Annotated in this window: 17 protein-coding genes; 11 read left to right on the top strand and 6 right to left on the bottom strand. The window is 42.8% G+C overall.

Annotation, left to right across the window (positions count from 1 at the left end):
* The first annotated feature begins 9 nt into the window (after positions 1-9).
* Together JFC08_RS12735 and JFC08_RS12730 are read left to right on the top strand one after the other, a co-directional pair.
* Positions 10-1,155, top strand: coding sequence for a Shedu anti-phage system protein SduA domain-containing protein (locus JFC08_RS12735; protein ID WP_198330971.1), 1,146 nt, complete (start codon positions 10-12; stop codon positions 1,153-1,155).
* 124 nt (positions 1,156-1,279) lie between these two features.
* Positions 1,280-1,816: a hypothetical protein gene (locus tag JFC08_RS12730; RefSeq protein ID WP_087816285.1), complete on the top strand. Its 537-nt coding sequence runs from the start codon at positions 1,280-1,282 to the stop codon at positions 1,814-1,816.
* A gap of 4 nt (positions 1,817-1,820) precedes the next feature.
* Here JFC08_RS12730 and JFC08_RS12725 read toward each other — a convergent pair whose 3' ends face one another.
* Complete coding sequence (locus JFC08_RS12725; protein ID WP_087816287.1) at positions 1,821-2,081, bottom strand: DUF1289 domain-containing protein; 261 nt, start codon at positions 2,079-2,081, stop codon at positions 1,821-1,823.
* Positions 2,082-2,269: 188 nt separating this feature from the next.
* On the opposite strand from JFC08_RS12725, the gene JFC08_RS12720 reads away from it, so the two are divergent.
* The 3 genes from JFC08_RS12720 (at position 2,270) to JFC08_RS12710 (ending at position 5,770) form a co-directional block, all read left to right on the top strand.
* Positions 2,270-2,917, top strand: coding sequence for a YqiA/YcfP family alpha/beta fold hydrolase (locus JFC08_RS12720; RefSeq protein WP_087816289.1), 648 nt, complete (start codon positions 2,270-2,272; stop codon positions 2,915-2,917).
* Between the two features lie 121 nt (positions 2,918-3,038).
* Positions 3,039-4,925 carry a DNA topoisomerase IV subunit B gene (gene parE / locus JFC08_RS12715; protein WP_193007275.1) on the top strand — a complete coding sequence of 629 codons (1,887 nt, stop codon included), beginning with the start codon at positions 3,039-3,041 and terminating at the stop codon, positions 4,923-4,925.
* Between the two features lie 149 nt (positions 4,926-5,074).
* On the top strand, positions 5,075-5,770 hold the full coding sequence (locus JFC08_RS12710) for a lysophospholipid acyltransferase family protein (RefSeq protein WP_226950331.1): 696 nt from the start codon (positions 5,075-5,077) through the stop codon (positions 5,768-5,770).
* A 118-nt stretch (positions 5,771-5,888) separates the two neighbouring features.
* Here the strand turns inward: JFC08_RS12710 and JFC08_RS12705 are convergent, their stop codons facing one another.
* Positions 5,889-6,557 carry an SDR family NAD(P)-dependent oxidoreductase gene (locus tag JFC08_RS12705; RefSeq protein ID WP_193007273.1) on the bottom strand — a complete coding sequence of 223 codons (669 nt, stop codon included), beginning with the start codon at positions 6,555-6,557 and terminating at the stop codon, positions 5,889-5,891.
* Positions 6,558-6,862: 305 nt separating this feature from the next.
* On the opposite strand from JFC08_RS12705, the gene JFC08_RS12700 reads away from it, so the two are divergent.
* A complete protein-coding gene (locus JFC08_RS12700; protein WP_198330968.1) occupies positions 6,863-8,278 on the top strand; it encodes a hypothetical protein in 1,416 nt (471 codons plus the stop codon).
* A gap of 100 nt (positions 8,279-8,378) precedes the next feature.
* Here the strand turns inward: JFC08_RS12700 and JFC08_RS12695 are convergent, their stop codons facing one another.
* Positions 8,379-10,091, bottom strand: a complete 1,713-nt coding sequence (locus tag JFC08_RS12695) for a mechanosensitive ion channel (protein ID WP_198330967.1) — start codon at positions 10,089-10,091, stop codon at positions 8,379-8,381.
* Between the two features lie 461 nt (positions 10,092-10,552).
* On the opposite strand from JFC08_RS12695, the gene JFC08_RS12690 reads away from it, so the two are divergent.
* Entirely contained in the window at positions 10,553-11,284 is a 732-nt protein-coding gene (locus JFC08_RS12690; RefSeq protein WP_055125408.1) for a BamJ family beta-barrel-assembly machinery protein, read from the top strand.
* 98 nt (positions 11,285-11,382) lie between these two features.
* Here JFC08_RS12690 and argA read toward each other — a convergent pair whose 3' ends face one another.
* Positions 11,383-12,705, bottom strand: coding sequence for an amino-acid N-acetyltransferase (argA, locus tag JFC08_RS12685; RefSeq protein ID WP_045445754.1), 1,323 nt, complete (start codon positions 12,703-12,705; stop codon positions 11,383-11,385).
* Positions 12,706-13,221: 516 nt separating this feature from the next.
* On the opposite strand from argA, the gene JFC08_RS12680 reads away from it, so the two are divergent.
* A complete protein-coding gene (locus JFC08_RS12680; protein ID WP_055125406.1) occupies positions 13,222-13,809 on the top strand; it encodes a hypothetical protein in 588 nt (195 codons plus the stop codon).
* A gap of 150 nt (positions 13,810-13,959) precedes the next feature.
* On the opposite strand, the gene JFC08_RS12675 is transcribed toward JFC08_RS12680, so the two are convergent.
* Positions 13,960-14,976, bottom strand: coding sequence for a patatin-like phospholipase family protein (locus tag JFC08_RS12675; RefSeq protein ID WP_338101667.1), 1,017 nt, complete (start codon positions 14,974-14,976; stop codon positions 13,960-13,962).
* Between the two features lie 272 nt (positions 14,977-15,248).
* On the opposite strand from JFC08_RS12675, the gene recG reads away from it, so the two are divergent.
* Positions 15,249-17,615 (top strand): ATP-dependent DNA helicase RecG, encoded by a 2,367-nt coding sequence (gene recG, locus JFC08_RS12670; RefSeq protein WP_227697778.1) that lies wholly within the window; start codon positions 15,249-15,251, stop codon positions 17,613-17,615.
* Between the two features lie 128 nt (positions 17,616-17,743).
* On the opposite strand, the gene JFC08_RS13925 is transcribed toward recG, so the two are convergent.
* Positions 17,744-17,872 carry a hypothetical protein gene (locus tag JFC08_RS13925; protein ID WP_265088293.1) on the bottom strand — a complete coding sequence of 43 codons (129 nt, stop codon included), beginning with the start codon at positions 17,870-17,872 and terminating at the stop codon, positions 17,744-17,746.
* Positions 17,873-18,366: 494 nt separating this feature from the next.
* On the opposite strand from JFC08_RS13925, the gene JFC08_RS12665 reads away from it, so the two are divergent.
* Together JFC08_RS12665 and JFC08_RS12660 are read left to right on the top strand one after the other, a co-directional pair.
* Positions 18,367-19,695 (top strand): efflux RND transporter periplasmic adaptor subunit, encoded by a 1,329-nt coding sequence (locus JFC08_RS12665; protein ID WP_198330966.1) that lies wholly within the window; start codon positions 18,367-18,369, stop codon positions 19,693-19,695.
* On the top strand, positions 19,692-22,793 hold the full coding sequence (locus tag JFC08_RS12660; RefSeq protein WP_198330965.1) for an efflux RND transporter permease subunit: 3,102 nt from the start codon (positions 19,692-19,694) through the stop codon (positions 22,791-22,793). Before JFC08_RS12665 ends, JFC08_RS12660 begins: the two co-directional genes overlap by 4 nt.
* The last annotated feature ends 128 nt before the right edge of the window (positions 22,794-22,921 follow it).

The following is a 22,921-nucleotide window of genomic DNA, read 5'->3' as shown; positions in this document are numbered from 1 at the left end:
TATTCGCCAGTGTTGTTAATTTCGAGCTTGGTTTATGACTTTTGCAAGAGGTCTAATGATTTTTATAGTTCTAATAGGAATGTTCGAATAGCTTCCAAAGTAATTGATTCACCAGACTCATACGCTTTTACTAAGATTGAGGAAGAAGTTCTACTTCGTCATAAAGAGAATGCGAAAACCCATATAACAGCTAAGTTTTTTGAAGATACGAGGGGACTTTCAGTATTGAATATACAGGGTTATACGGTTGCAACTGATAAACCTCATAATGCTAGCTTTTCATTTGTTGGAGATGAAATTAGAAAGTTATTTGAGTTTATTAAGAATATAACATCTATTAGTTTAGACAGTTCTTCTTCGATAAATATAACTGATGAAAATTTGAACAGGATTATACTTTCTGAGAGCCAAGCTAAAAGAATTATTCACGAGAATCAAGAGCTACTTTCTGAAATTCTTCGTTCAGAAGTTACAAAAGAGGATATTGTTGCAGTAGGATATCGAAAAAAGCAGCTTGATGTATATGAGAAATTATTGAGTGACTCGATATATTTTGATGATCTTAAAGTTAAAAAAAACGCAACTAATGAAGGATTATGGCAAAAGTATTTTGAAAAAAATCCTTGGATTTTTGGCTATGGTCTTGGCTATGTGTTTTTGTCAGGATTAGATGATAGAAAGTTAGAGCAGGTTGTGCAAGGTCACGACGTAAATAGTTATGGTAAGCGTGTTGATGCTCTTATGAAGACTAAAGGTATTATATCTAATCTCTGCTTTGTGGAAATTAAAACTCATGCTACTCAATTGCTTGATACTAAATCATACAGAGCAGGTTGTTGGGCACCATCAAAGGAGTTGGCAGGTGCAATATCTCAGGTACAAGGTACAGTAGCATCCGCCATTGAAAGCCTTACCGATAAAATTAATCTAAAAGATAGTTTGGGTAATCCGACTGGCGAAGAAATATATAGTTATCAGCCTAAAGCTTATCTTGTGATTGGAAGTATGGCTGAATTTGCAACAGAGAATGGTGTTAATAAGGATAAGCTCAGATCGTTTGAGCTTTTGAGAAAGAACATAGTAAGTCCAGAAATAATTACTTTTGACGAACTATACGAGCGTGCTAGATTTATTGTAGTTCACAATCAAAACTAATAAAAGATAGTCGAGTTGTTTTTCACTGAGGAAAATTAGCTAAGATTTTGAGATGAAAATTTCTTTGATTCTACTCATTTAGAACTTAGCTACTCATCGAAAATTTATAGTCAAAAGGTAAGATATGCTTAAATCTTTCACAGTAAATAACATTAAAGAGCTTAAGCAATTTGAGAAAAAATTGTATGAATCAATGGATAAAACTCTATTTCAGATTAGCTCTGAGATTGGATTAAACTCTTCACAAACTCTCTTTTCAAAAATGAAGTTTGGCGGTATAGGTTTTGATCCTTTAGATTCTAAGCGTGAATTGAATATAGTCGAGCAGATTAATCAATCTTTTACTTATTTAGCCTCATTTTACGCATTAGAAATTCTATTTACTGAATACTCAGAATTAGCTCCATTTAGACTTAATCTTGGAACTGCTCCAGGTCCAGATATCGAATCGGAATGTGGTGAACTAGCTGCTGAAGTTTTTGCAGCAGTGGCTCCGACGAGTAATCAAAAGCTTAAGAAAGATATAAATAAGGTGTTAGAGACTGACGCCAAATTAAAACTTGTATTTTTCATGTGTCCTAACTTTGAGTTGGGACGTCAGCCTAAGCTAGAGAGAGACAATGTAATTGTATGGGCTCTAAAAGGGGCAGATAAGTTATAAAATTCTAAAACAACTCCCCAACCTCAACATCTTCTTCAAAATCAAATCCTAACTGTTCACCTTTACGCTGTCTCATCTGCTCTATACGCAGTTTACGTCCAGAAACCAGCCTTAAAACTTCACGGCGTTGCTCTGTCGTCATATCATGCCATCGCTGGCGCTCCGTTCGACTGCGCAGGCAACCAAAGCAATAGCCTTTTTTATTGCTTTGACAAAGACCAATACATGGATTGGCAATCTCAAACAGCTCAAACTGTTGGTTCATGGCGACTCCATTGCTATTATCGTCATTCCTTTGACTTGCATAAAACTATTATGACAATATTATTATGTCGCAAATACTGACTAATGGTGTGCCGTTTTATTGTTATTATTTTTGTTTAGCGGGTGCTATGCTTAGCGTCACTAGCCTATATAAGATAATCATAACAAAATTAATAAGTGAGATGATACGTGAACCTGATTTATATCCATGGACTGGACAGTGATGCGAACTCTACCAAAGGGGTATTGCTAGAAAAATACTGCCAGCATCATCATCCTGATATCAATGTACTGCGTCCCGATTTGAATAAATCGCCACAAGACGTGTTCGATAAACTGATAAGTCTAGTTGAGGAATGGGGCAGCGACTCAAAAGTTGTATTCGTTGGTAGCTCATTGGGTGGCTATTTTTCTACCTTGGTGAGCAATCATAAAGGCTGTGCAGCTTTACTATTAAATCCTAGTACTCAGCCACATGTGACATTACAGCGCTTTGCTCATGACTTACTGCTAAATAATGATAGTAATGAAGGTCAAGGCGAAGATAAATTGCCAAAGAATCAAATTCTCTATACGACTGCTGGCGGTTGGGATATTACTTCTGCGGATTTGCAATGGTTTGCAGATCATCAGTTATCAGAAGTTCATTATCCTAAAAAAATTGCTGTATTTATTAAAGAAGGCGATGAGTTATTAAATCCTGAATTGTCTAAAGCCTTTTATCAACAGCAAGGCAGTGCGGTTACTTTACAAATAGGTGGCGATCACAGGTTTAGTGACTTCGCTGAACAACTACCAAAGATTATTGAACAATTAAGGCGATTACTACATCATTAAATACCCAAAAAATAGGCGACATTATCTGACGTGAGCGATTGACTATTAGCCTTAACGTCGCAATTTTTCGTTATAATGGTTTAATAGAATTAATCGAACATGAATAGTTAAGGATGCATTTGTGAGTCAATATAATGCGCAATCGTTAGAAGTTTTAGAAGGGCTTGAGCCAGTACGTCGTCGTCCAGGTATGTATACCGATACCACGCGCCCGAACCATCTGGCGCAAGAGGTTATTGATAACTCAGTTGATGAAGCGTTGGCGGGTTATGCTAAAACCATCAAGGTGCAGCTCCATAGTGATGGCTCATTGTCAGTTGAGGATGATGGGCGCGGTATGCCGACTGATATTCATCCTGAGTTTAATCAATCGGGCATTGAGCTGATTTTGACCCGTTTGCATGCTGGTGGGAAGTTTTCGACTTCTAATTATGAAGTGTCAGGCGGTCTGCATGGTGTGGGTATCTCTGTCGTCAATGCGTTATCAACACGTGTTGAGGTGACGGTATGGCGTGATAGTACACAGTTTGATATGGCGTTTGAAAATGGCGCACCAGTGACGCCGTTGACTGAAGCAGTCAGCTCAAACAAACGCAAACGTGGTACCAGAGTACATTTTTGGGCAGATGGTCGCTTTTTTGATACGCCTAAATTTAATGTCAAGCAGCTCAAGCACAATCTAAAAGCCAAAGCGGTGCTGGCAGCTGGGCTGACGATTGAATTTGTCGATGATATTAATAATGAAAAGGTGGTTTGGCAGTTTACTGACGGAGTGGTCGAATATCTAAGCGAACAGTTAGATGGTTTAGAAACCTTACCTGAAGCACCGTTCTATTATAATTACGATGCGAAAGCGGGCGAACGTGCTGCTATTACCTTTGCCTTGTCTTGGTTGCCTGATGGTGGCACGCCGATTCAAGAAAGTTATGTGAACCTTATCCCGACGGCTCAGGGCGGTACGCACGTCAATGGTTTGCGAACGGGTATCTTAGAGGCATTGCGTGAGTTTTGCGATATTCATAATTTGCTACCACGGAGTGTCAAGCTAACGGCAGAAGATGTCTGGGATGGGGTAAACTATATCCTGTCGCTTAAATTTTCTGAGCCACAGTTTTCAGGTCAAACTAAGGAACGTTTATCAAGTCGTGAGGCAGCAGGCGCAGTACAAACGCTGGCAAAAGATGCCTTTAGTCTGTGGTTAAACCAGCATGCTGATATGGGTACTCAAATCGCAGAGCTGGCCATTAATAAAGCAGGACGTCGTCTTAAATCTGCGAAAAAAGTCGCGCGTAAAAAGATCACTCAAGGTCCTGCGTTGCCGGGTAAGTTGGCAGATTGTCGCGGTGATTTGCGTGATGGTGCTGAGCTGTTTTTGGTAGAAGGGGATTCTGCAGGCGGTAGTGCGAAGCAAGCACGTGACCGTCATTATCAGGCGATATTACCGCTGCGTGGTAAGATTTTAAACACTTGGGAAGTGTCATCAGATACGGTGTTATCGAGTCAAGAGATTCATGATATCGCTATTGCTATCGGTGTCGATCCTGCCTCTGATGATTTGTCTGAGCTGCGTTATGACAAAGTCTGTATCTTAGCGGATGCGGATTCTGATGGCCTGCACATTGCGACGCTGATCTGCGCTTTGTTTGTGAAGCATTTCCCTGCGCTAGTAGATGCAGGTCATTTATTTGTTGCTATGCCACCATTGTACCGAGTGGATGTGGGCAAAGAGGTGCACTATGCATTAGATGAGCCAGAGCTTGCACATATCTTAGCCAATGTACTAGGTAATAAAAAAGCGCAAATCACACGCTTTAAAGGCTTGGGTGAAATGAGTGCAGAGCAGTTACGTGAGACGACCATGAACCGTGATACTCGGCGTTTAGTTCAGCTAGATATGGATGACATGGTGTTGACTAATAGCGTGATGGATATGCTGTTGGCTAAAAAACGTGCTGCTGATCGCAAGGTTTGGCTTGAGAATAAAGGCAATTTGGCTGACATATCCTAATGGGCTTGATGGGTATGTCCGTCAATAGCTATATATTTATATAAGTTTATAAACCGGTAAGCTAGCAAGCAATAAAAGCCTATAAAATTCAATTTAGTTGTATAAGCTTAATGTTATTATGTAGGTATCTTTTATTATGTGGTGCCGTCATGACATCAAAGTTATTTAATCGCTCAAAAGCTGCTGCTTCTCAGTCTATAAACTCTAAAATATTGCCCAAGCTTAGTAGAAAGCAGCTGGGTAGTTTAGTCCCGAAACGCGGTAATAAAATTGCGCCAGTGATTGCCTCAGCTATGCTAAAAGCTGCGGGTTGGCGTACGGTTGGAGAGATTCCAAATATTTCACAAGCCGTGGTTTTAGCGCTGCCGCATACTTCGAATATTGATGGGGTTTATGCGATACCCAGTTTATTTGCCCTAGATTTGAAAATCAGTATTATGGGTAAGCATACGTTATTTAAAGTGCCCGTATTTGCTCAGCTATTAAGCTGGATAGGGGTGATTCCCATTGATCGTAGTGATAAAGGCTCAGTATTACAGGCCAGTATTGATAAGTTCAAAACCGGCAAGCCACTATTTTTGGGTTTAGCACCAGAAGGTACTCGTCAATATACTGAAACTTGGAAATCAGGCTTCTATTATTTAGCAGTGGGTGCTGGTGTACCTATTTTGCCAGTAGCGATGGATTACAAAACCAAAGAAATACGCTTTATGTCGTTGGTTTATCCTAGTGGTGATATCGAAGCGGATTTACCAAAAATTTATGCTCAGTATAAAGGGGTGATACCAAGACATCCTGAGCGCTTATCTCAACCATTACAAGATATCAATCATTCAGCTGAATAAAGTTTTAAATGAGTTATGAGTATCTGTATTATATTAAGACCCCCTGACTGATTAATGTCAGGGGGTCTTTTGTTTGTGAGGATGAACCTTAAGAATAACTAAAAAACTAAGCATTGAGTTAGCTGTTGAACGTACTCACCCCGCCATCAACAGGTAAATTCATACCAGTAATAATGGCAGCATCATCACTGGCTAAAAACATCACAGCGGCGGTTACATCAAACGGTGTCGCTGTCTTCCCTAGTGGAGAGTGGGTAATAAATGGATTTGGACTGATGTCTGTTGCCACCAATCCAGCAGATACGGCATTAATACGTACATTATTTGGTATATTCTCTAATGCCAGCTTCTTTGTAACATCAGTCAAATCCCTTTGCCTAGCTTTATAGGTCTCTATATTCCAGTCTGCTGATATCTCCGTTAGCGTTGATACATTAACGATATTGCCTTGTGTTTTTATCAGTTCTGGAATAACTGACTGATGAATGCCGACCGCAGTATCTATATTGACCATCACATCAATATGTTTATATTTATCGCGTACATGCTTTATTAATCTTGCCGTTTGGGTCAGATCATTAATATCACTGGTTACGGTAAGGTGGTTACCTGTATTGATCCATGTATGATCCTGTGGCAGATCCTCGTAGATGTATTCTAAAATATCGTTATTAATACCAACGATTATACAATTCGCCCCTTCTTGTGCAAATCTAAGCGCCGTTGCACGACCAATATCAGAATCTGCACCTGTTATAATGACAGTTTTCTCTTTAAAGCGTTTCATAACGTTCAATCCTTTTTATTATATGATGGTCATTAAATAATTTTAATAAATGTCTCTAAAAAATGTAATCAAAGGCAGCCCATAAGCGATAAGTTTGACTGCAAATCATGCTACTTTGCTATTATCATAACAACTCATTGCCCTGAAAGCGACTGCATTTAATAAGGCTTATTTTGTTAAGTTTTTCGTCGGTAGCCTGTCGTTATAGCAAAAACATTTGCGAATATTCAACATGCTCTAGTGTTATGCTCATCAATAGCAACTTACTATACAACGCGTCCATTCGATAATAAAAGGTTAACACTGTGTCTGACTCATCTATTACCCTATCTGATAATGATTGCCTTGTTAATGAGTTGACCTGCTATTTGCAGAAAGAGGCTGTAGATATTGCTTTGGCCAATATGCAGCATCTTGAGCATAAATATGACGCGTGTTACCGTGCTCAGCAATATCACTATCAATTGCCACTAGGTAACCTATCATTACTTGAGCTCATATTATATTTGCCTGCTAAAAGTAGTCTGGTCGATATTAAAGCTGCGCGTATGGCGGTAGTAAAGGCCGCGCTCATATGGCACAAGACATATCTTGCTCAGCATAAAAATAACGACAACATGAGCCATAATGTTTTAGTTTTTGATATTCAGCTCACGGATAAAGGTGAAGAAATCAATAAAATTAAGATAAATGACCAGCAACGACAACCCCTAAAAAGGCTCACTCATGGTTTTGGTGTCCGCTATTTTATGGAAGATTTGGTTGTGGATATGAGCGACAGTATGCAGCAGCTACAAGTTTTTAGCTGGCATGACTGGCAGGCGATATTAGCAAGCCTACAAGCACCATGCGAGTTATGGCGATTTTTGCATTATCGTTTAGGGCAATTACAGTATTCAGCCAGTAATCATGTCATTAGCTTTGAATCAGAAGCAGATCTAGTCATTCAGTTTTTACATCGTCCTACTTTATTTACGGACGCTATCGCAGTAGATAATGCACTCATCAAGTACGAGGTGCAAGATGAGCCCAATCCTGCATTAGTCGCTATGACGCTTGCCTACAAAAACAAAAGCACGACTGCGCAGATGTATCATCAGCATATGGCGCAAGCGGCAGCTCTGTGGTCGCAGCTAAGCATCCAAATGATAGAGATGCTCGATGAAGAAGTACTAGACAATACTGATAAAGAGACGCTAGGAACAAAACGCTGTTATTGGCAACAGCAGCTATTGGACGAGTCTTTATTTTCGCGCCATGAGCTGGTTCGAACTCTATATAGACATCCTAAACAAGCACATGGTCTGCAAAAAGAAGGTTATGTCGTCCATCAGCACTCTTATGAGAGCTTGGGACGGCATTATGTATTAATATTTTATGGGCAAGATGTTGAGAGCCAGCACAGTAAACAGGCTATTCAGCCAAACTTAGCAAAGATTGCACAGGATGTTGCGAGCCGACTGCCAATAGCCGAGCTGCATCATGTGATTGTATTGGGCATTGATTTTATTGACGAGTCTAATGACACCTTTATTGATATCGATTTATGGATTCAACCCGTTGATCCGATGACCCAGCGTGAACGGCAGCTGACTAAGCAACTACAGCGCTTAAACCAACAGCATAAAAAGCAAAGGACAAATAACTTATCAGCAAGTAAAAATGAGTCAATGCGAATGCAATTAAATTTGAATATACCTGCACGAAATACCAAGTACTGAATATGATTTTGTAGCGATGTTTTGTAGAAAATAAATTTACGCCATAAAAAAAGACAGCCTAGGCTGTCTTTTTTATTCAAAATATATCGTTAATGATGACTTATTTTAAGTCATTATTATCAATATCAGTAAAGCCTTTATTACTTGGCGCTAGATCTGAACCGGTGTCGATATCGTCATCACTTGTTTCAACGTGAGTAATATCTACATGACCCGTACTAAGATTGTTGGTATCGCCAGTGCTAGTAGGTAAGTCACTAGTCATTGTATCTGAGGCAGCAGGAGTGTTCTCTCGAACTGAGTCAGCAACTTTTTCTTGTGTACTTGAGCTAGTATGAAGAGCAGATTTCGCTTTAGCTTCTTCACGTTCTTTGTCCATTTTATCCTGCATCTTACGTAGGAAACGTGCAGCGGCCTCTTGACCACCAAGACCAAATGAAAGGGCAAAGGCTACCGCTACGGCACCTAGCGTTAGACCAAAGGCTAGGTTAACGATAGAGTCAGCAATACCCATCGCTTTTAGACCCATGGCAAGTACTAAACCCATGATTAGTACACGGACGATGTTTGCTAAGAATTGTGAGCCTTGCTCAGAACGCTCAACGACACCTGCAATGATATTGGCAAGCCAGAAGCCAATAAATAGGATAATTGCGCCCAAGATAATGTTGGCACCAAACGCAATAAACATGGCAATAATGGCTGAGATAGGCTCAAAACCTAGCAAGTCAGCGGCGGCAATTGAGGCAAATAACATCGCAAAGAAGATAATCGCATAACCAACAAGGTCAGAGACTCTCTTATCGCCCATCGTTTCTTGTAAGCCAACTTTCGCAGGCAATTGGTTAATCTCAGTGTTTTCGATCAAACCTTTGATGATATTGGCAACCATGCGTACCACATAGAAGGTCACGACTAAAATCGCAACCGCCATAAAGATATTTGGCAATGCTTCCATGATTTTGTTCAGCATGTTTGTCGCAGGACGAGCAATCACTTCAATTTTTAATGCGTTTAATGCAGCAATAATAGTTGGAATGATCACTACTAAAAATGCCAATGAACCAGCGATATTAGGCAAGCTGTTTTTTTCGCTTAAACCTGCTTTTGTAGCCAGTTCTTGAACATTAAAAGTAGACACAAGATTGGTCACAATGCCGCGTACCACTTTGGCAATGATATAACCGACGACAAAGACAACACCTGCAATGAGGATGTTAGGGATAAAGCTAAAGATTTTATCAACCATATTCGTCAATGGAGCAAATAAACCATCAAGCTCTAATTTACCCAATACCATCGTCAAAACAACCAACAAGATGAACCAATAAACCATATCGGCAATCGTGCTACTCATCGGTTTTACACCTGCCTGAGCACTTAAACGCTCATCCATCGACGTTTTCGCCAATGCCGCGTTGATAGCTGTGCGTGCAACAGTAGCCAAGACCCAACCAATAATACCCACAGCGATAGCGCCGATAAGATTAGGGATAAATGCTAGGACTTGATTGACCATATTTGCAAACGGTGTCGAGATTGAATTCAAATTCAATTGGTTCAGTGCCCCAGAAATCGCGATGATAAAGATGAACCAAAATACAATCTTAGAGATAATACCTTCTAAATCGTAGGTCTTACCCGTTGAAGAGTTCATGCGTTGGTTCAGATTGACTCTAGATAATACATTACGAACCAGTGCTGCGATACCCAGTGCCACTAGCCAACCAATAATAAATATTAAAATAGCACCAATAATAGAGCCGATCGGCCCACCAAGATAACCGTTAAAAGATGTGTACATTGGATTCATCTTATCCTCCTTTAATCATCATACGAAAGCCACTCAACAATATCATCAGTACAGCTGTTGTTGAGCGAAACCAATACATAGATGGTTATAATTAATAGTATTTTTAAAGTAAGTTATGCGGTGATATTATAATTTTTGAGTAGGTAACCTTATCAAAAAACGTTGGTTTCCCTCGTGTTAATTGCCTTACTGCCAATGTTAATCATCCATAATAAAGACGTACACTCGGTTACTTATCACCTTAACTAATTTAGCTTAGCTGATGTATTAGTGGATTTAAAGATAGAAAGCTTAACGTGTTACTGTATTTGTGTGATAACTTGTTATTATGATGAGAAATATTAACATAGACTGTACATTCGCCCGATAATTTGACGGCAAACATGGTTCCTAAAACTAAGATTTGTTATTATAGGAACATGTGACATCTCGCCACTATCCTTACAATTTGAGAGTACTTTATGAAAAAAATCACTACTTTAAGCGTTGGTGCACTTGCTAGTGCTATGTTGTTGGTAACAGGCTGTAGCACAAATAACGGTAACCAAGAGACAGCTGCAAAAAGTGTTTCAATCACCGAGCAAAGCTCAGCAAATGAAAAAGTAGGTTATAGCTTAGGCTTCATGATGGCTGAAGGTAACAAAGAAGCGGTCGGTGACCTGAATCTTGATACCTTTGAAAAAGGCTTCCGTGATGGTTATGAAGGCAATGAGTCAGCATTGACTCAAGAACAAATGCAGGAAGTGTTGACGACTTATCAAAAAGAGCAAGAAGAAAAGTTCGTTAAAGACATGGAAACAAAAGCTGGAGAAAACAAAACCAAAGGCGCTGCATTCTTAGCAGAAAACGCTAAAAAAGAAGGTGTCAAAGAAACGGCTTCTGGCTTACAGTACAAAGTTATCACCGCCGGTACGGGTAAATCACCAAAAGCGACTGACGTGGTTGAAGTAAACTACGAAGGTAAGTTAATCGATGGTACGGTATTTGATAGCTCTTATGAGCGCGGTGAGCCAATTGAGTTCCCGTTGAACCAAGTCATCGCTGGCTGGACAGAAGGTCTACAACTGATGAAAGAAGGCGGTAAATACGAGTTTTATATCCCATCAGATATTGCTTATGGCGAAGCGGGTAACGCAGGTATCGAGCCTAACAGCACGCTTATCTTTACGGTTGAGCTATTAAAAGTAAAATAATACTTAGTACACACCCTAGTGAACAGTGTTAAAAAATAAAATCATAAAAAAGCCCTCATAATATTATGAGGGCTTTTTTATGATTAAAAATTGAGTATCTAAAGAGTTTTTTGAAAGACTTTAGAATTACGACCATTATGGTATTTTTCTTGACGCGACGCAGGTAGAGCGCTGGCTTCGACTTCGGCAAAGCCTTGCTCGACGAACCAATGTGCCGTCCGTGTTGTCAACACAAACAACTTGTGCAGACCATGACTGCGCGCTTGTTGCTCTAAAAATGCCAGTAAGTCTGCACCGCGACTACCGCTACGATAATCGGGATGTACGGCGACACAGGCAACTTCTGCTGATTCTGTATCCAATGGATATAGCGCCGCGCAGCCCAAAATCATACCATCACGCTCGATGACACTATAATTATCAATCTCTTGCTCTAAGCGTTCGCGTGAGCGGCTGACTAATATGCCTTGCTCTTCTAGCGGTGATAATAGCTCAATCAGTCCGACCACATCGTCAATATTGGCACGACGAATCTCTTCGTAAGGGTCATGGCTGATAAGAGTACCAGAGCCATCACGAGTGAATAACTCTTCTAATAAGGCACCGTCTTTGGCATACGAGATAATATGGGTGCGATGGACGCCTTGGCGGCAAGCCAAACTGGCGCAATTTAAGAAATAATTGATCTCGCAATTTAAATCACGATCACGTAAGAAGCGATCGACTTCATTAGGAATCATCTCTCTTAGTAAGCGATCATCGTCATTGATGCCTGCTTCTTCGCCCAAGAAGATAAGCTTATCAGCACCCAGTGCCACAGCCGCACTGAGCGCCACGTCTTCAGCCAACAAATTAAAGACTTCACCAGTCGCTGAATAACCCATTGAGCCTAAAATCACAATATGGTCGTGTAGCAGGTTGTTTTTGATGGCTTCAACATCGATAGAGCGCACTTCGCCAGTCATTTGGTAGTCGATACCATCACGTATACCGTAAGGACGTGCGGTCACAAAATTGCCTGAAATGGCATCGATGCGTGAACCATACATAGGTGAATTGGCCAGTCCCATCGACAGCTGCGCTTCGAGTTGCAGGCGAATAGCGCCTACCGCTTGTAAAATAGCAGGCATCGCCACGCGCGGTGTAATTCGAATGTCTTGATGCAGTGGGGAGGTAATGTCAGCATCTTTTAAGTTCTTTTCGATTTGCGGTCGCGCTCCATGTACCAATACCAGCTTGATACCTAAGCTATGCAGTAGCGCAAAATCATGAATAAGGGTGCTGAAATTTGGATGATTGACCGCCTCACCACCAAACATAATCACGAACGTTTTGCCGCGATGGGTATTGATGTAGGGGGCAGAGTTACGGAACCAATGGACGTATTCAGGGTTGATTTGGGGCATGGCGCTAGTAGTCATAATAAGGGCAATAGTAGTGAGAATAAGAAAAGGGGCGTAGCAAAAAATGCCTATCGCTAAAGAATTACCATAGCAAAAAACGCCGTTATGAGCTATCTTTTATTTCAGTAGTATCAATCAATTTTTATCACTGATCGACGATATACACAACCGCAACACGGGGTTAGTGTACGTACAAACACTTTTTGCTATGCTAAACGCTATTGCTTTACAGGCGATGAACGAAGATAATCAATAAAAATAAAAACTTTATACGATAAGCTTACCAGCTATGACAATATAGACGCATGCAGCGCTTGCCATTAGCTGTTACTACAATCAGCAGCGATACTAGGTCTGCCAGTACTATAACAGTCGACCATTTATAATGAGTTATGTTTCTTATAGCATGTTTCTTATAAGTGGGTATGTTCCGTCTAAATTGTGCTGCCTGTAGACGATTCAATATATACCAGAAGTTATTCAAGTTTTACCAGCTGCGTTTTACCGACATATTAACCAGGGATAATGAAAACCATGAAAAAAAGTAACCAATTTGCTAGCCCATTTAGTGCTTGGAGCGGACATCGCTTATTCCACGTTGTGGCTGGTACGCTCATCGGTGCGATGGTAGTGACGCAAGCCTCGGCAATGCTACCGACGCCAGAACAAGCGGTTGATAGTTCGGCAGCTGTACAGACCAATGCTACTAAAAGCAGCAACTCGAGTGCACAGGCCGTCAATAGTAAAATTACCGCGTCATTGATTAGCGTTGATGCAAACGGTCAAGAGGTTTTGGCTCCGGTGAATGCTAGTACGCGCCTACAATCAGGTAATGTTTTGGAGTACCAAGGTTATTTTACCAATACCAATGCAGATCGCGTCCGAAAAATGACCGTGACGATGAGTATCCCTGAGCAGGTAGAGTTATTGCGTACAGTATCACCTGAATTTCCATACGGCAGTGCAGACGGCAATACTTTTGCCCGTATGCCATTACGTGGAAAAGTGGATAACCAACTGCAAGAAATTCCATTAAAATATTATAAAGCGGTACGCTGGGATCTAGAGGGTGTTGGTCTTAATGACACCGTAGTGGTTAAATACCGTGCACGTGTGAAATAAGCCAGTCATTTAGTATTAAGTATTTTATCAGGGTGATTTATTTAATACTGGCTTAATATTCGTTTAATCATAAAAAGCATCACGGCTCGTTGCTGTGGTGCTTTTTTGTGGGTTGTTAATAAGAAATTTTGGTACGCCGTTGCAAGGCGCTTAAAGCGTCGCGTATTTCTGGTTAGATTTTTCTTTGATTAATTGCTTGATGGCAGCCATTTGTACGGTAGTGGCTTGCGAGCCTGCAGCTATGAGAGCACGGCGCTGGCTGGTATCTAGTGAGCTGATATGACTGACCGCAGGCGTAATCAGCACATCAGCACGATCTCGTTCACGCTGCATCGATGAGGCACGATTGGCGCTTGGCGGGGCTACGACATTACTCTCTAAAAATCCCCAAAAATTGCTTAATCCGTTGAGGTTTAATTTTTTATCAAGTGTAGACACACCGCTAGTATTATTAATACCAGTATCTGTCACATCAACGGCAATAACAATATCAGCGCCTAAATCACGGGCACTATCGACAGGTACTAGACTGACCACGCCACCATCGATATATTTTTTACCGACCTTTTCGGGGATACGCGGTGCAATAAAAATATTTGGTACGCTACAGGATGCCTGAACGGCAAGCCCCGCATCACCAGTGGTAAAAATGGCTTTTTTCAAAGTATGCTTCTCCGCCGCGACTGCTGCAAAGCGGATGGGGAAATCCTCTATTACTCGTCCATCGACTTTATCGTTGATAAAGTTCTTGAGTTTGATACCCTCGATGACACCTTGGTTGGATAAGACAAAATCTGTCAATTCGCTATCTGTAGTGGTCAGTGCCAGTTGCTCAAGTTGTACTGGTGTGTAGCCGCTGGCATATAGGCTACCAACCAAGCTGCCGACGCTGGTGCCAACAATGAGCGTTGGTTTGATACCATTTGCTTCTAGTGCTTTAATCACCCCAACATGGGCGAAGCCTTTGGCACCGCCGCCGCCCAATACTAACGCAACATTAAGTGGCGCTATTTCAGGTGCTTCAGGTAACGGCTGCGCTGGCGTTAGAGCGCTACAAGCGCTGATAGATAATCCAAGTACGGCAATTGAGCTGGTGCATAGCACTCTCATACTATGTCGCACTCTTAGACTATTAAGAGGTTGTCGATACTGGGCAGGAGTGAACATAAAAACACCTTATAAAATGACCATAATACGGAAAATAAGACATCAGTTATTGATATGATACAAATGAGTCGTTTGACTTTCAGGCTTTTTGACGCAGTATTACTAAATAGCTGAGCATAAGCAATTGTATTGTCAGCTATAATGAAATGAGTCGGTGTTTTGATGTGTCCTGTTGATGACAGCTGTTTTATAAAAACTGTCATCATCTACGGTATATTGAAAATACTTGAATGAGTATATGAAAACTAAAAATAATATCGTTAGGATCTTTGATGTCAGTATCAGTGAACGCTTCTTTAACTAGCCCAACAGACCATATAAGGTCTGAGCTGCCACTCTCAGCGCTAGATATGCCAGTGACGGCACTGGCGGGTGTGGGATTAAAAGTCGCAGAACAGTTGGCACAATTGAATATTAAACGAATATTTGATTTATTGCTGCATCTGCCACGTGATTATGAAGATCGTAGCCGATTGCTGTCTATAGCAGAGGTGGGGCACGGGCAGTCTGCGTTGATTACTGGGCGTGTGGTGCACGTTGACACCAAGCGCAGCGGTATGACGGTCGTGGTAGATGATGATACGGGCACCATATCGCTACGGTTTTTTAAGGTTTATCGTGGTCTTGCACAAACCATGAGCTTAGGGACGCAACTGCAATTATTTGGCGAAGTAAAGGTGAGTCGTTATGGTAAGCAAATCCACCATCCTGAATATCAAATTATCAGTAGTAATGAGGCGGTAGTAAATATCGGTTTGCAGCCTATTTATCCAAGTGTCAAAGGTTTGCATCAAAATAAGCTGCGTACCTTAATTAAGCTGGCATTACAGACGGTTCGCAGTGAAGGCTTACCGATGACGCTGTTTACTCCTACAGACTTTGCAGTCGTGGCTGACTTGCCATTAGCACCTTTTGAACCGACTAAGACAGTAGTAACAGAGGCAGAGTATCCAGAAGATATATTTTCGACATTGGCGCGTAGTGTGCCAGATAATACGACTGGTCATAGCGTTAGTAGTGTCAATAAAGCCAATGTCTATGATGCCAATAATAATACAAACAGTGATATCCATACAGTCGCTAATAGAACAGTTAATAACAACGTCTATAACCTGACGATATTTGAAGCCTTAGTATTACTGCATACACCGCCGACTTATACCGACGCCGGACGACAATATCAGCTACTCACCCAATTAAGTGCCCGTACTCATGCGGCATGCCAGCGTTTGATTATTGAAGAATTAACCGCCCATCAGCTCAGCTTGTTATATCGTCGTCAGCAACTGCATCAGCATAAAGCACCCAAATGTGCCACGCAAAGTCCATTGGCTGATAAGCTATTTGCCGCATTGCCGTTTGATTTAACGGGTGCACAGCAACGAGTCATGAAAGATATTACGGCTGATATGGCAACGTCCATCCCGATGTTGCGGTTGGTGCAGGGCGATGTTGGCGCGGGCAAGACTCTGGTCGCAGCGGGTGCGGCGGGTTATGCGCTTGATAGTGGTTGGCAAGTGGCGGTTATGGCACCCACAGAAATTTTAGCAGAGCAGCATTTGGTCAATTTCAAGCAATGGTTTGAACCGTTAGGTATTGGTGTCGGCTGGCTTGCTGGGAAACAAACGGCGAAGCAGCGCCGCGAAGCATTGGAAGCAGTCGCAGAAAACACGGTGCAAATCGTGGTCGGTACTCATGCACTGTTTCAAGAGCAGGTACAGTTTGCCAAATTGGGCTTAGTTATTATCGATGAACAGCATCGCTTTGGTGTTGAGCAGCGTATGGCACTGACCAATAAAGGTGTGGCCAATAGCACACCGCATCAGCTGATTATGACCGCTACCCCGATTCCGCGCACGCTCGCGATGAGCGTTTATGGTGATATGGATACCTCGATTATCGATGAATTGCCACCGGGGCGTACGCCAATTACTACGGTGACCATTGACCGTAATCGACGCGATGAGGTGATCGAACGTATTGCGGTTAATTGTGAAGCGGGTAGACAAGCGTACTGGGTTTGCTCGTTGGTCGAAGCGTCTAGTGTGCTGGATGCGCAAGCCGCTGAAGCCACTTATGAGGATTTAAATGAGCGCTTGGATATTCGCATTGGTCTTGTCCATGGCAAGATGAAATCCGTTGACAAACAAGCCATTATGCAAGAATTTAAAGCTGGCAATTTGGATTTGCTGATTGCCACAACGGTCATTGAAGTTGGGGTCGACGTACCTAATGCATCATTAATGGTCATCGAAAATGCCGAACGATTAGGTCTATCGCAATTACATCAGCTGCGCGGGCGAGTCGGGCGTGGCTCAACCAAAAGCTATTGCGTACTGTTATACCAAAAGCCATTATCAGAGACAGGTACAGAGCGCTTAAATGTCCTGCGTGATAGCACTGATGGTTTTGTCATTGCGCAAAAAGATTTGGAACTGCGTGGTCCCGGTGAGTTATTAGGCAAACGTCAAACGGGTAATGTTGGTTATTATTTGGCTGATCTGATACGTGACGAGCAGATTTTTGCCATTGCTCAGCGTTTAGCAAAACATCTAATTGCAGATCCTGCACGCAAGGCAGATGTGAGCCAACTGATTCACCGCTGGATGCCTGAGGCGAGTCGTTATACTAATGCCTAAGGCGTATAGCCAATTCAATCGATTATCCTCTAAATGGGCTAAAAATGGCTAAATTAATAGCAAAAAAGAGGACAGCCAACGCTATCCTCTTCTATTTTTTGACGTAAAGCCATCATCTCGAAACAAAGCTATTTGGCTTTTTTCGACTTTTTCAATGACTTCTTAAGATCTTTGAGGTCTTTCTTTTTCTGCTTAATCTTTGCTTTGGTATCTTTAATTTCTTGCTTAAGCTTCTTTACGTCTGATTTATTAGCCATGATGGATTCCTTTATTAGTAGAGTTATCTTAATAATGACAAATTACCCCATAAATACAAGTCTAAACTGTAGGGCGTATGTATCATTAGTTTTTACGAGTGATTGTTCCAACTATAATGGTCGTATCTTAATGCATTCAATATGACAGCATATTCGGTCATTTTTTCATTGGCTGAATAAGTTTTAAGTAAGGGATTTTGGTGAAAAAGACTTATGCAATGAACTGGGAATACGCTGTCTTTTGTCTTTACTTATCGTTCACCTGATAATCTTTGCTACTAATAATCTTTATTAAGTTCAATGTCTTACTACGTCTTGATTATTATATCTTGATTACTATCAACAATTGACTATGTAGATACTTAACATAATTGACCCAATGACGAGATAGTCTACAATGATAAAAGACTATTTTGATAAGCTCTGCCTGTATCATTTTGTTTCCCTTATACTTTTTACGGCGTTAGTACCGTGCTTATTTATAGAGACCGACTATGAGTGATTTTGAACACCCTAATAATAAGCAAGCACCGACTAGCGAGCAAGAAACCAACATTGAGCCACCTCAACCATCTGAGCTACCACCGTATCGCCAGTCTGATAATTTGTCTAAAAAAACCGCTTCAAAACTACCATTATGGTTGTTACCCGTATTGGCAGCCGTGCTTATCATTGGTGTGCTACTTGGAAAGTATTGGGACGGTAGTGATAAAGCCGCGACCGATGAATCACCAGCTTCTAGTCGTACTTCAAGTGATGGTGCCACTGCAAGCGCTACGAGCACTGAGCAGGCGGTATTATCAGTAGAAACGGTCAGCCCAAGCCAAGATGATATTGGTAACACACTCAGTGCTGATGGCACCATTGATGCCAAAGATAAGGCGAATGTCAGTGCCAAAGTAAACGGTGTTGCTATCGAGCGTATAGTGGTCGAAGAAGGTGATCGCGTCAAAGCGGGTCAAGTATTGGCGATATTTGACACCGATGCTATGGAGCAGCAAGTCTTGCAAGCAGAGGCAGATGTTGCCGAAGCAGAAGCGACGCTTGCCAATGCCAGCGCTGATGCTGCCCGTGTATTGCCATTGATAGATATTGATGCGATTAGCAAACAAGAAGCCGATCGCTATCGCACTGCAAAACTTCAAGCACAGGCTGCGCTACAAGCCTCCAAAGCGCGTCTGAGTACTCAGCGCTTGAGTGTAGATAATGCAACAGTGGTCGCACCAGTCAGCGGTGTCATCAGCGAGAAAATGGCGGAGGTCGGTATGGTTGCTGGTGGCGAGCCATTATTTACTATCATTAAAGGTGGGATTTTGGAATGGCGTGCAGATATTGATCCCAAGCTTGTCGGTGAAGTCAGTGTCGGGACGCCAGTACGGGTGAGCTTGCCAGATGGTGATACGGTAATGGGGAAAGTGAGCCGTATAGCACCAACGGCGGACAACAACCGGCAGATTACTATCTATGCGAGCTTGGCAGCCAATGCAAAAGTACGGGCAGGTATGTATCAAACGGGTGAGTTCCTATTAGGCAGTGCCAGTACGCAAACGGTGCCCAATAGCGCTATCGTCAGCAACGATGGCTATGATTATGTGATGCTAGTAACCAATGTGACGACTCAAAATGGTCAGACCATAGGTCGTATCAAGCAACAACGAGTGACATTGGGCGAGCGACTTGGCGAAAATGTGGCAGTGCTAGAGCCATTGCCTAGTGACAGTCAAATTGTCAAACAAGGCGGTAGCTTTTTAAATGATGGAGATTTGGTGCGTATCGTTGATGGTGTTAGCCAAACGAGTACAGCAGCGCAGGCACAACCATGAGTTTAAATGTTTCTGCTTACTCGATAAAAAATCCTTTAGTTGCCATTTTGCTATTCATACTACTGACGTTAGGCGGTATTTATGGCTTTATGAAAATGAAGGTGCAGCAGTTTCCTGATATTGACTTACCTGCAGTCGTGGTCACGGTGACTTTGCCAGGTGCCGCGCCATCACAGCTCGAAAACGACATCGCAAAAAAGATAGAAAACAAGCTCACCAGTATTGAGGGTATCAAGCATATTCGCACCACGTTACAAACGGGTGCTGCCACCATGGTCACAGAGTTTGTGTTAGAAAAGGATATTCAAGAAGCGGTCGATGATGTGCGCTCGGCAGTAGGCGAGGTACGCGGCGATTTGCCTGCCGCTGCCAATGACCCTATTATCACTAAAGTTTCAACCGCAGGATTCCCCGTTGTCACTTATTCTGTGGCTGCTGAAAACATGAATGTGGAAGACTTGTCTTGGTTCGTCGATGATACGGTCACCAAGCGTCTTTCTGATATACCGGGTGTCAGTACGGTTAGCCGTATTGGTGGTTTGCAGCGTGAAATTACCGTCGCAGCTGACCCGATTACCTTGAGTGGTCTTAAGCTTTCTATCACACAACTATCCAATCAAATCACCGGTATTCAGCAGGACAGCTCTGGTGGTGAAGCAGAAGTGGGCAAAACCACCCAGACGATTCGTGTCCTTGGTGCGGTGGAGCGGGCAAGTGAGCTCAATGATTTACAAGTGGCAATCCCAGCAGGCGGCACACAAGCGCTTGGACGTATGGCACAAATCACAGATGGCGCGGCTGACCCAAGCTCTATTGCTAAGCTTGACGGGCAAACGGTGGTGGCATTTAACATCACCCGCTCGCGTGGTGCCAGTGAAGTTGAGGTCATGGAGCTGGTTGATGCAGAGCTTGCCAAGCTGTCAGCCGATGTAGGTAACATCACGATTGAAAAAGTCTATGATCGGGCAACGCCCATCGCTGAAGATTATCAAGCTTCTTTACGGATGCTGATCGAAGGTGGTCTGTTAGCAGTTGTCGTCGTATTCTTATTTTTGCGCAATATTCGGGCGACTATAGTTGCTGCTGTCGCCTTGCCATTATCAGTGATTCCCACCTTTTTAGGTATGTACTTATTTGGCTTTAGCCTCAATATTATATCTTTGTTGGCATTGTCGTTAGTGATCGGTGTATTGGTCGATGATGCGATCGTCGAGGTCGAAAACATTATACGGCATTTACGCATGGGCAAGACACCGTATGAAGCAGCGATGGAAGCGGCTGACGAGATTGGCTTGGCGGTAGTCGCGACCACATTTACTTTGATTGCCGTGTTTTTACCCACCGCCTTTATGGGCGGTATCGTTGGACAGTTTTTCCGTCAGTTTGGTTGGACGGCTGCGTTGTCGATTTTTGCGTCTTTGATGGTCGCACGTCTTATCACACCGATGATGGCAGCGTATATATTGCGACCAGAGAAAAAACACGTTGAGAAGCAAAGCGCGCTGATGGGTTGGTATCTCAAAATAGTGGCATGGGCACTGCATCATCGCTGGCTGACGATGGGTGCAACTTTAGTGTTATTCGTGGCGTCACTGATGCTTGTCAAATTACTACCAACGTCGTTTATTCCTGATAATGACATTGACCAAACTCGTGTGGCGATTGAGTTGACACCTGACGTTGCACTGGAAGACACAGAGCGCGTTGCTGCGCTGGCAAGTGAGCGTATTTTAGCAATGCCTGAAGTCACCAATATTTTTACCTCAGTCGGTGAGGCTCAGGCTAGCATGGACTCAAACTCTAGTGGTGGCAAAGCCGAAAATATAGCAGGTCTAGACATCGTGCTAGCACCACGTGCAGAGCGCAGCTCTAAGCAAGAGATTGAACGTCAAATAAGTAGTTTGTTGGCAGAAGTGCCAGGTGCGCGCTTTACCGTTGGTTTGTCGAGTGGTGGAGAGAGTGGTTACAACTTCTCTATGACCAGTACCAATCCGCAATTGCTTGAACAAACCGCTCAGCAAATTATGTCAGAGATTCGAGGGCTGCCCAGTGCTGGCTCCGTGACCAGTGACCGCAGTTTGCCGCGTCAAGAGTTAACGGTGACGCCAGACAGACTAGCGATGGCGGATAAAGGTGTGACCACGCAAGACATCGCTACGACGTTACGAGTGGCGACGGTGGGTGACTATGAGCAGCGTTTATCCAAGCTCAATTTGGATACGCGGCAGATTCCTATCGTCATTCGTCTACCAGATGTTGCCAAACAAAATGTCAGTCAATTAGAAGGTCTATATGTACCGAGCTCGTTACCCGCAGGACAGGGCGTACGTGTGGGTGAAGTCGCGTCATTAGACTTTGGCACTGGGCCTGCGCAGATTAGCAGGCTCGATCGGGAACGCGCCATCAGTATCACGGTGCAACCTGCGAGTGGCGAGCTTGGAGATTTGGTACAAGCGGTTAAATCAGTACCTGCCATGCAACAACTACCGCCTTCCATTACCATTATTGACCAAGGTCAAGCAGAAAACATGGCTGAGCTATTCAGCGGTTTTGTGATTGCGATGTCGGTCGGTGTGGTTTGTATTTTAGGCGTACTTATTCTATTGTTTGGGCGTATATTGCAGCCTTTTACCATTTTGATGGCATTGCCTTTATCGATAGGCGGCGCTTTTGTGGGCTTGGTTATTACCAATAGCAGTCTTTCTATGCCATCGATGATCGGCTTTATTATGCTAATGGGTATTGCTACCAAAAACTCTATCTTATTGGTCGATTATGCACTGATTGCACAGCGTCGAGGTTTGGCGCGTTTTGAGGCTATTATCGATGCTTGCCGCAAGCGGGCACGTCCTATTATTATGACCACCATTGCGATGGGCGCGGGGATGTTGCCCTTAGTTTTCGGTTGGGGTGATGCTGATCCAACCTTCCGTCGTCCGATGGCCGCTGCGGTATTGGGTGGTCTGGTGACTTCGACGTTATTAAGCCTTGTGGTGATTCCCGTGGTTTATACTTTAATGGATGATTTGTCAGGATGGTTTGCTAAATGGCTCGTACCTAGTGGCAAAGAGCAGACAACGACAAATGGTAAAGTATGATTTAATGGATTTATTTGATCATACCTATGACATAGCGTTAGCAGTGAGAATGCTATGTCTAAAATAGACGAGCTGAACCGCCCCGACTATATCGGAGAGTGATTTACTTGAGTCAGGCAGCCATGCCT

It is taken from the genome of Psychrobacter cibarius (assembly GCF_016107535.1).
GTDB lineage: Bacteria > Pseudomonadota > Gammaproteobacteria > Pseudomonadales > Moraxellaceae > Psychrobacter > Psychrobacter cibarius.
Note: the sequence above shows the minus strand (reverse complement) of the source record. Positions and strands in the feature narration are given on the sequence as shown.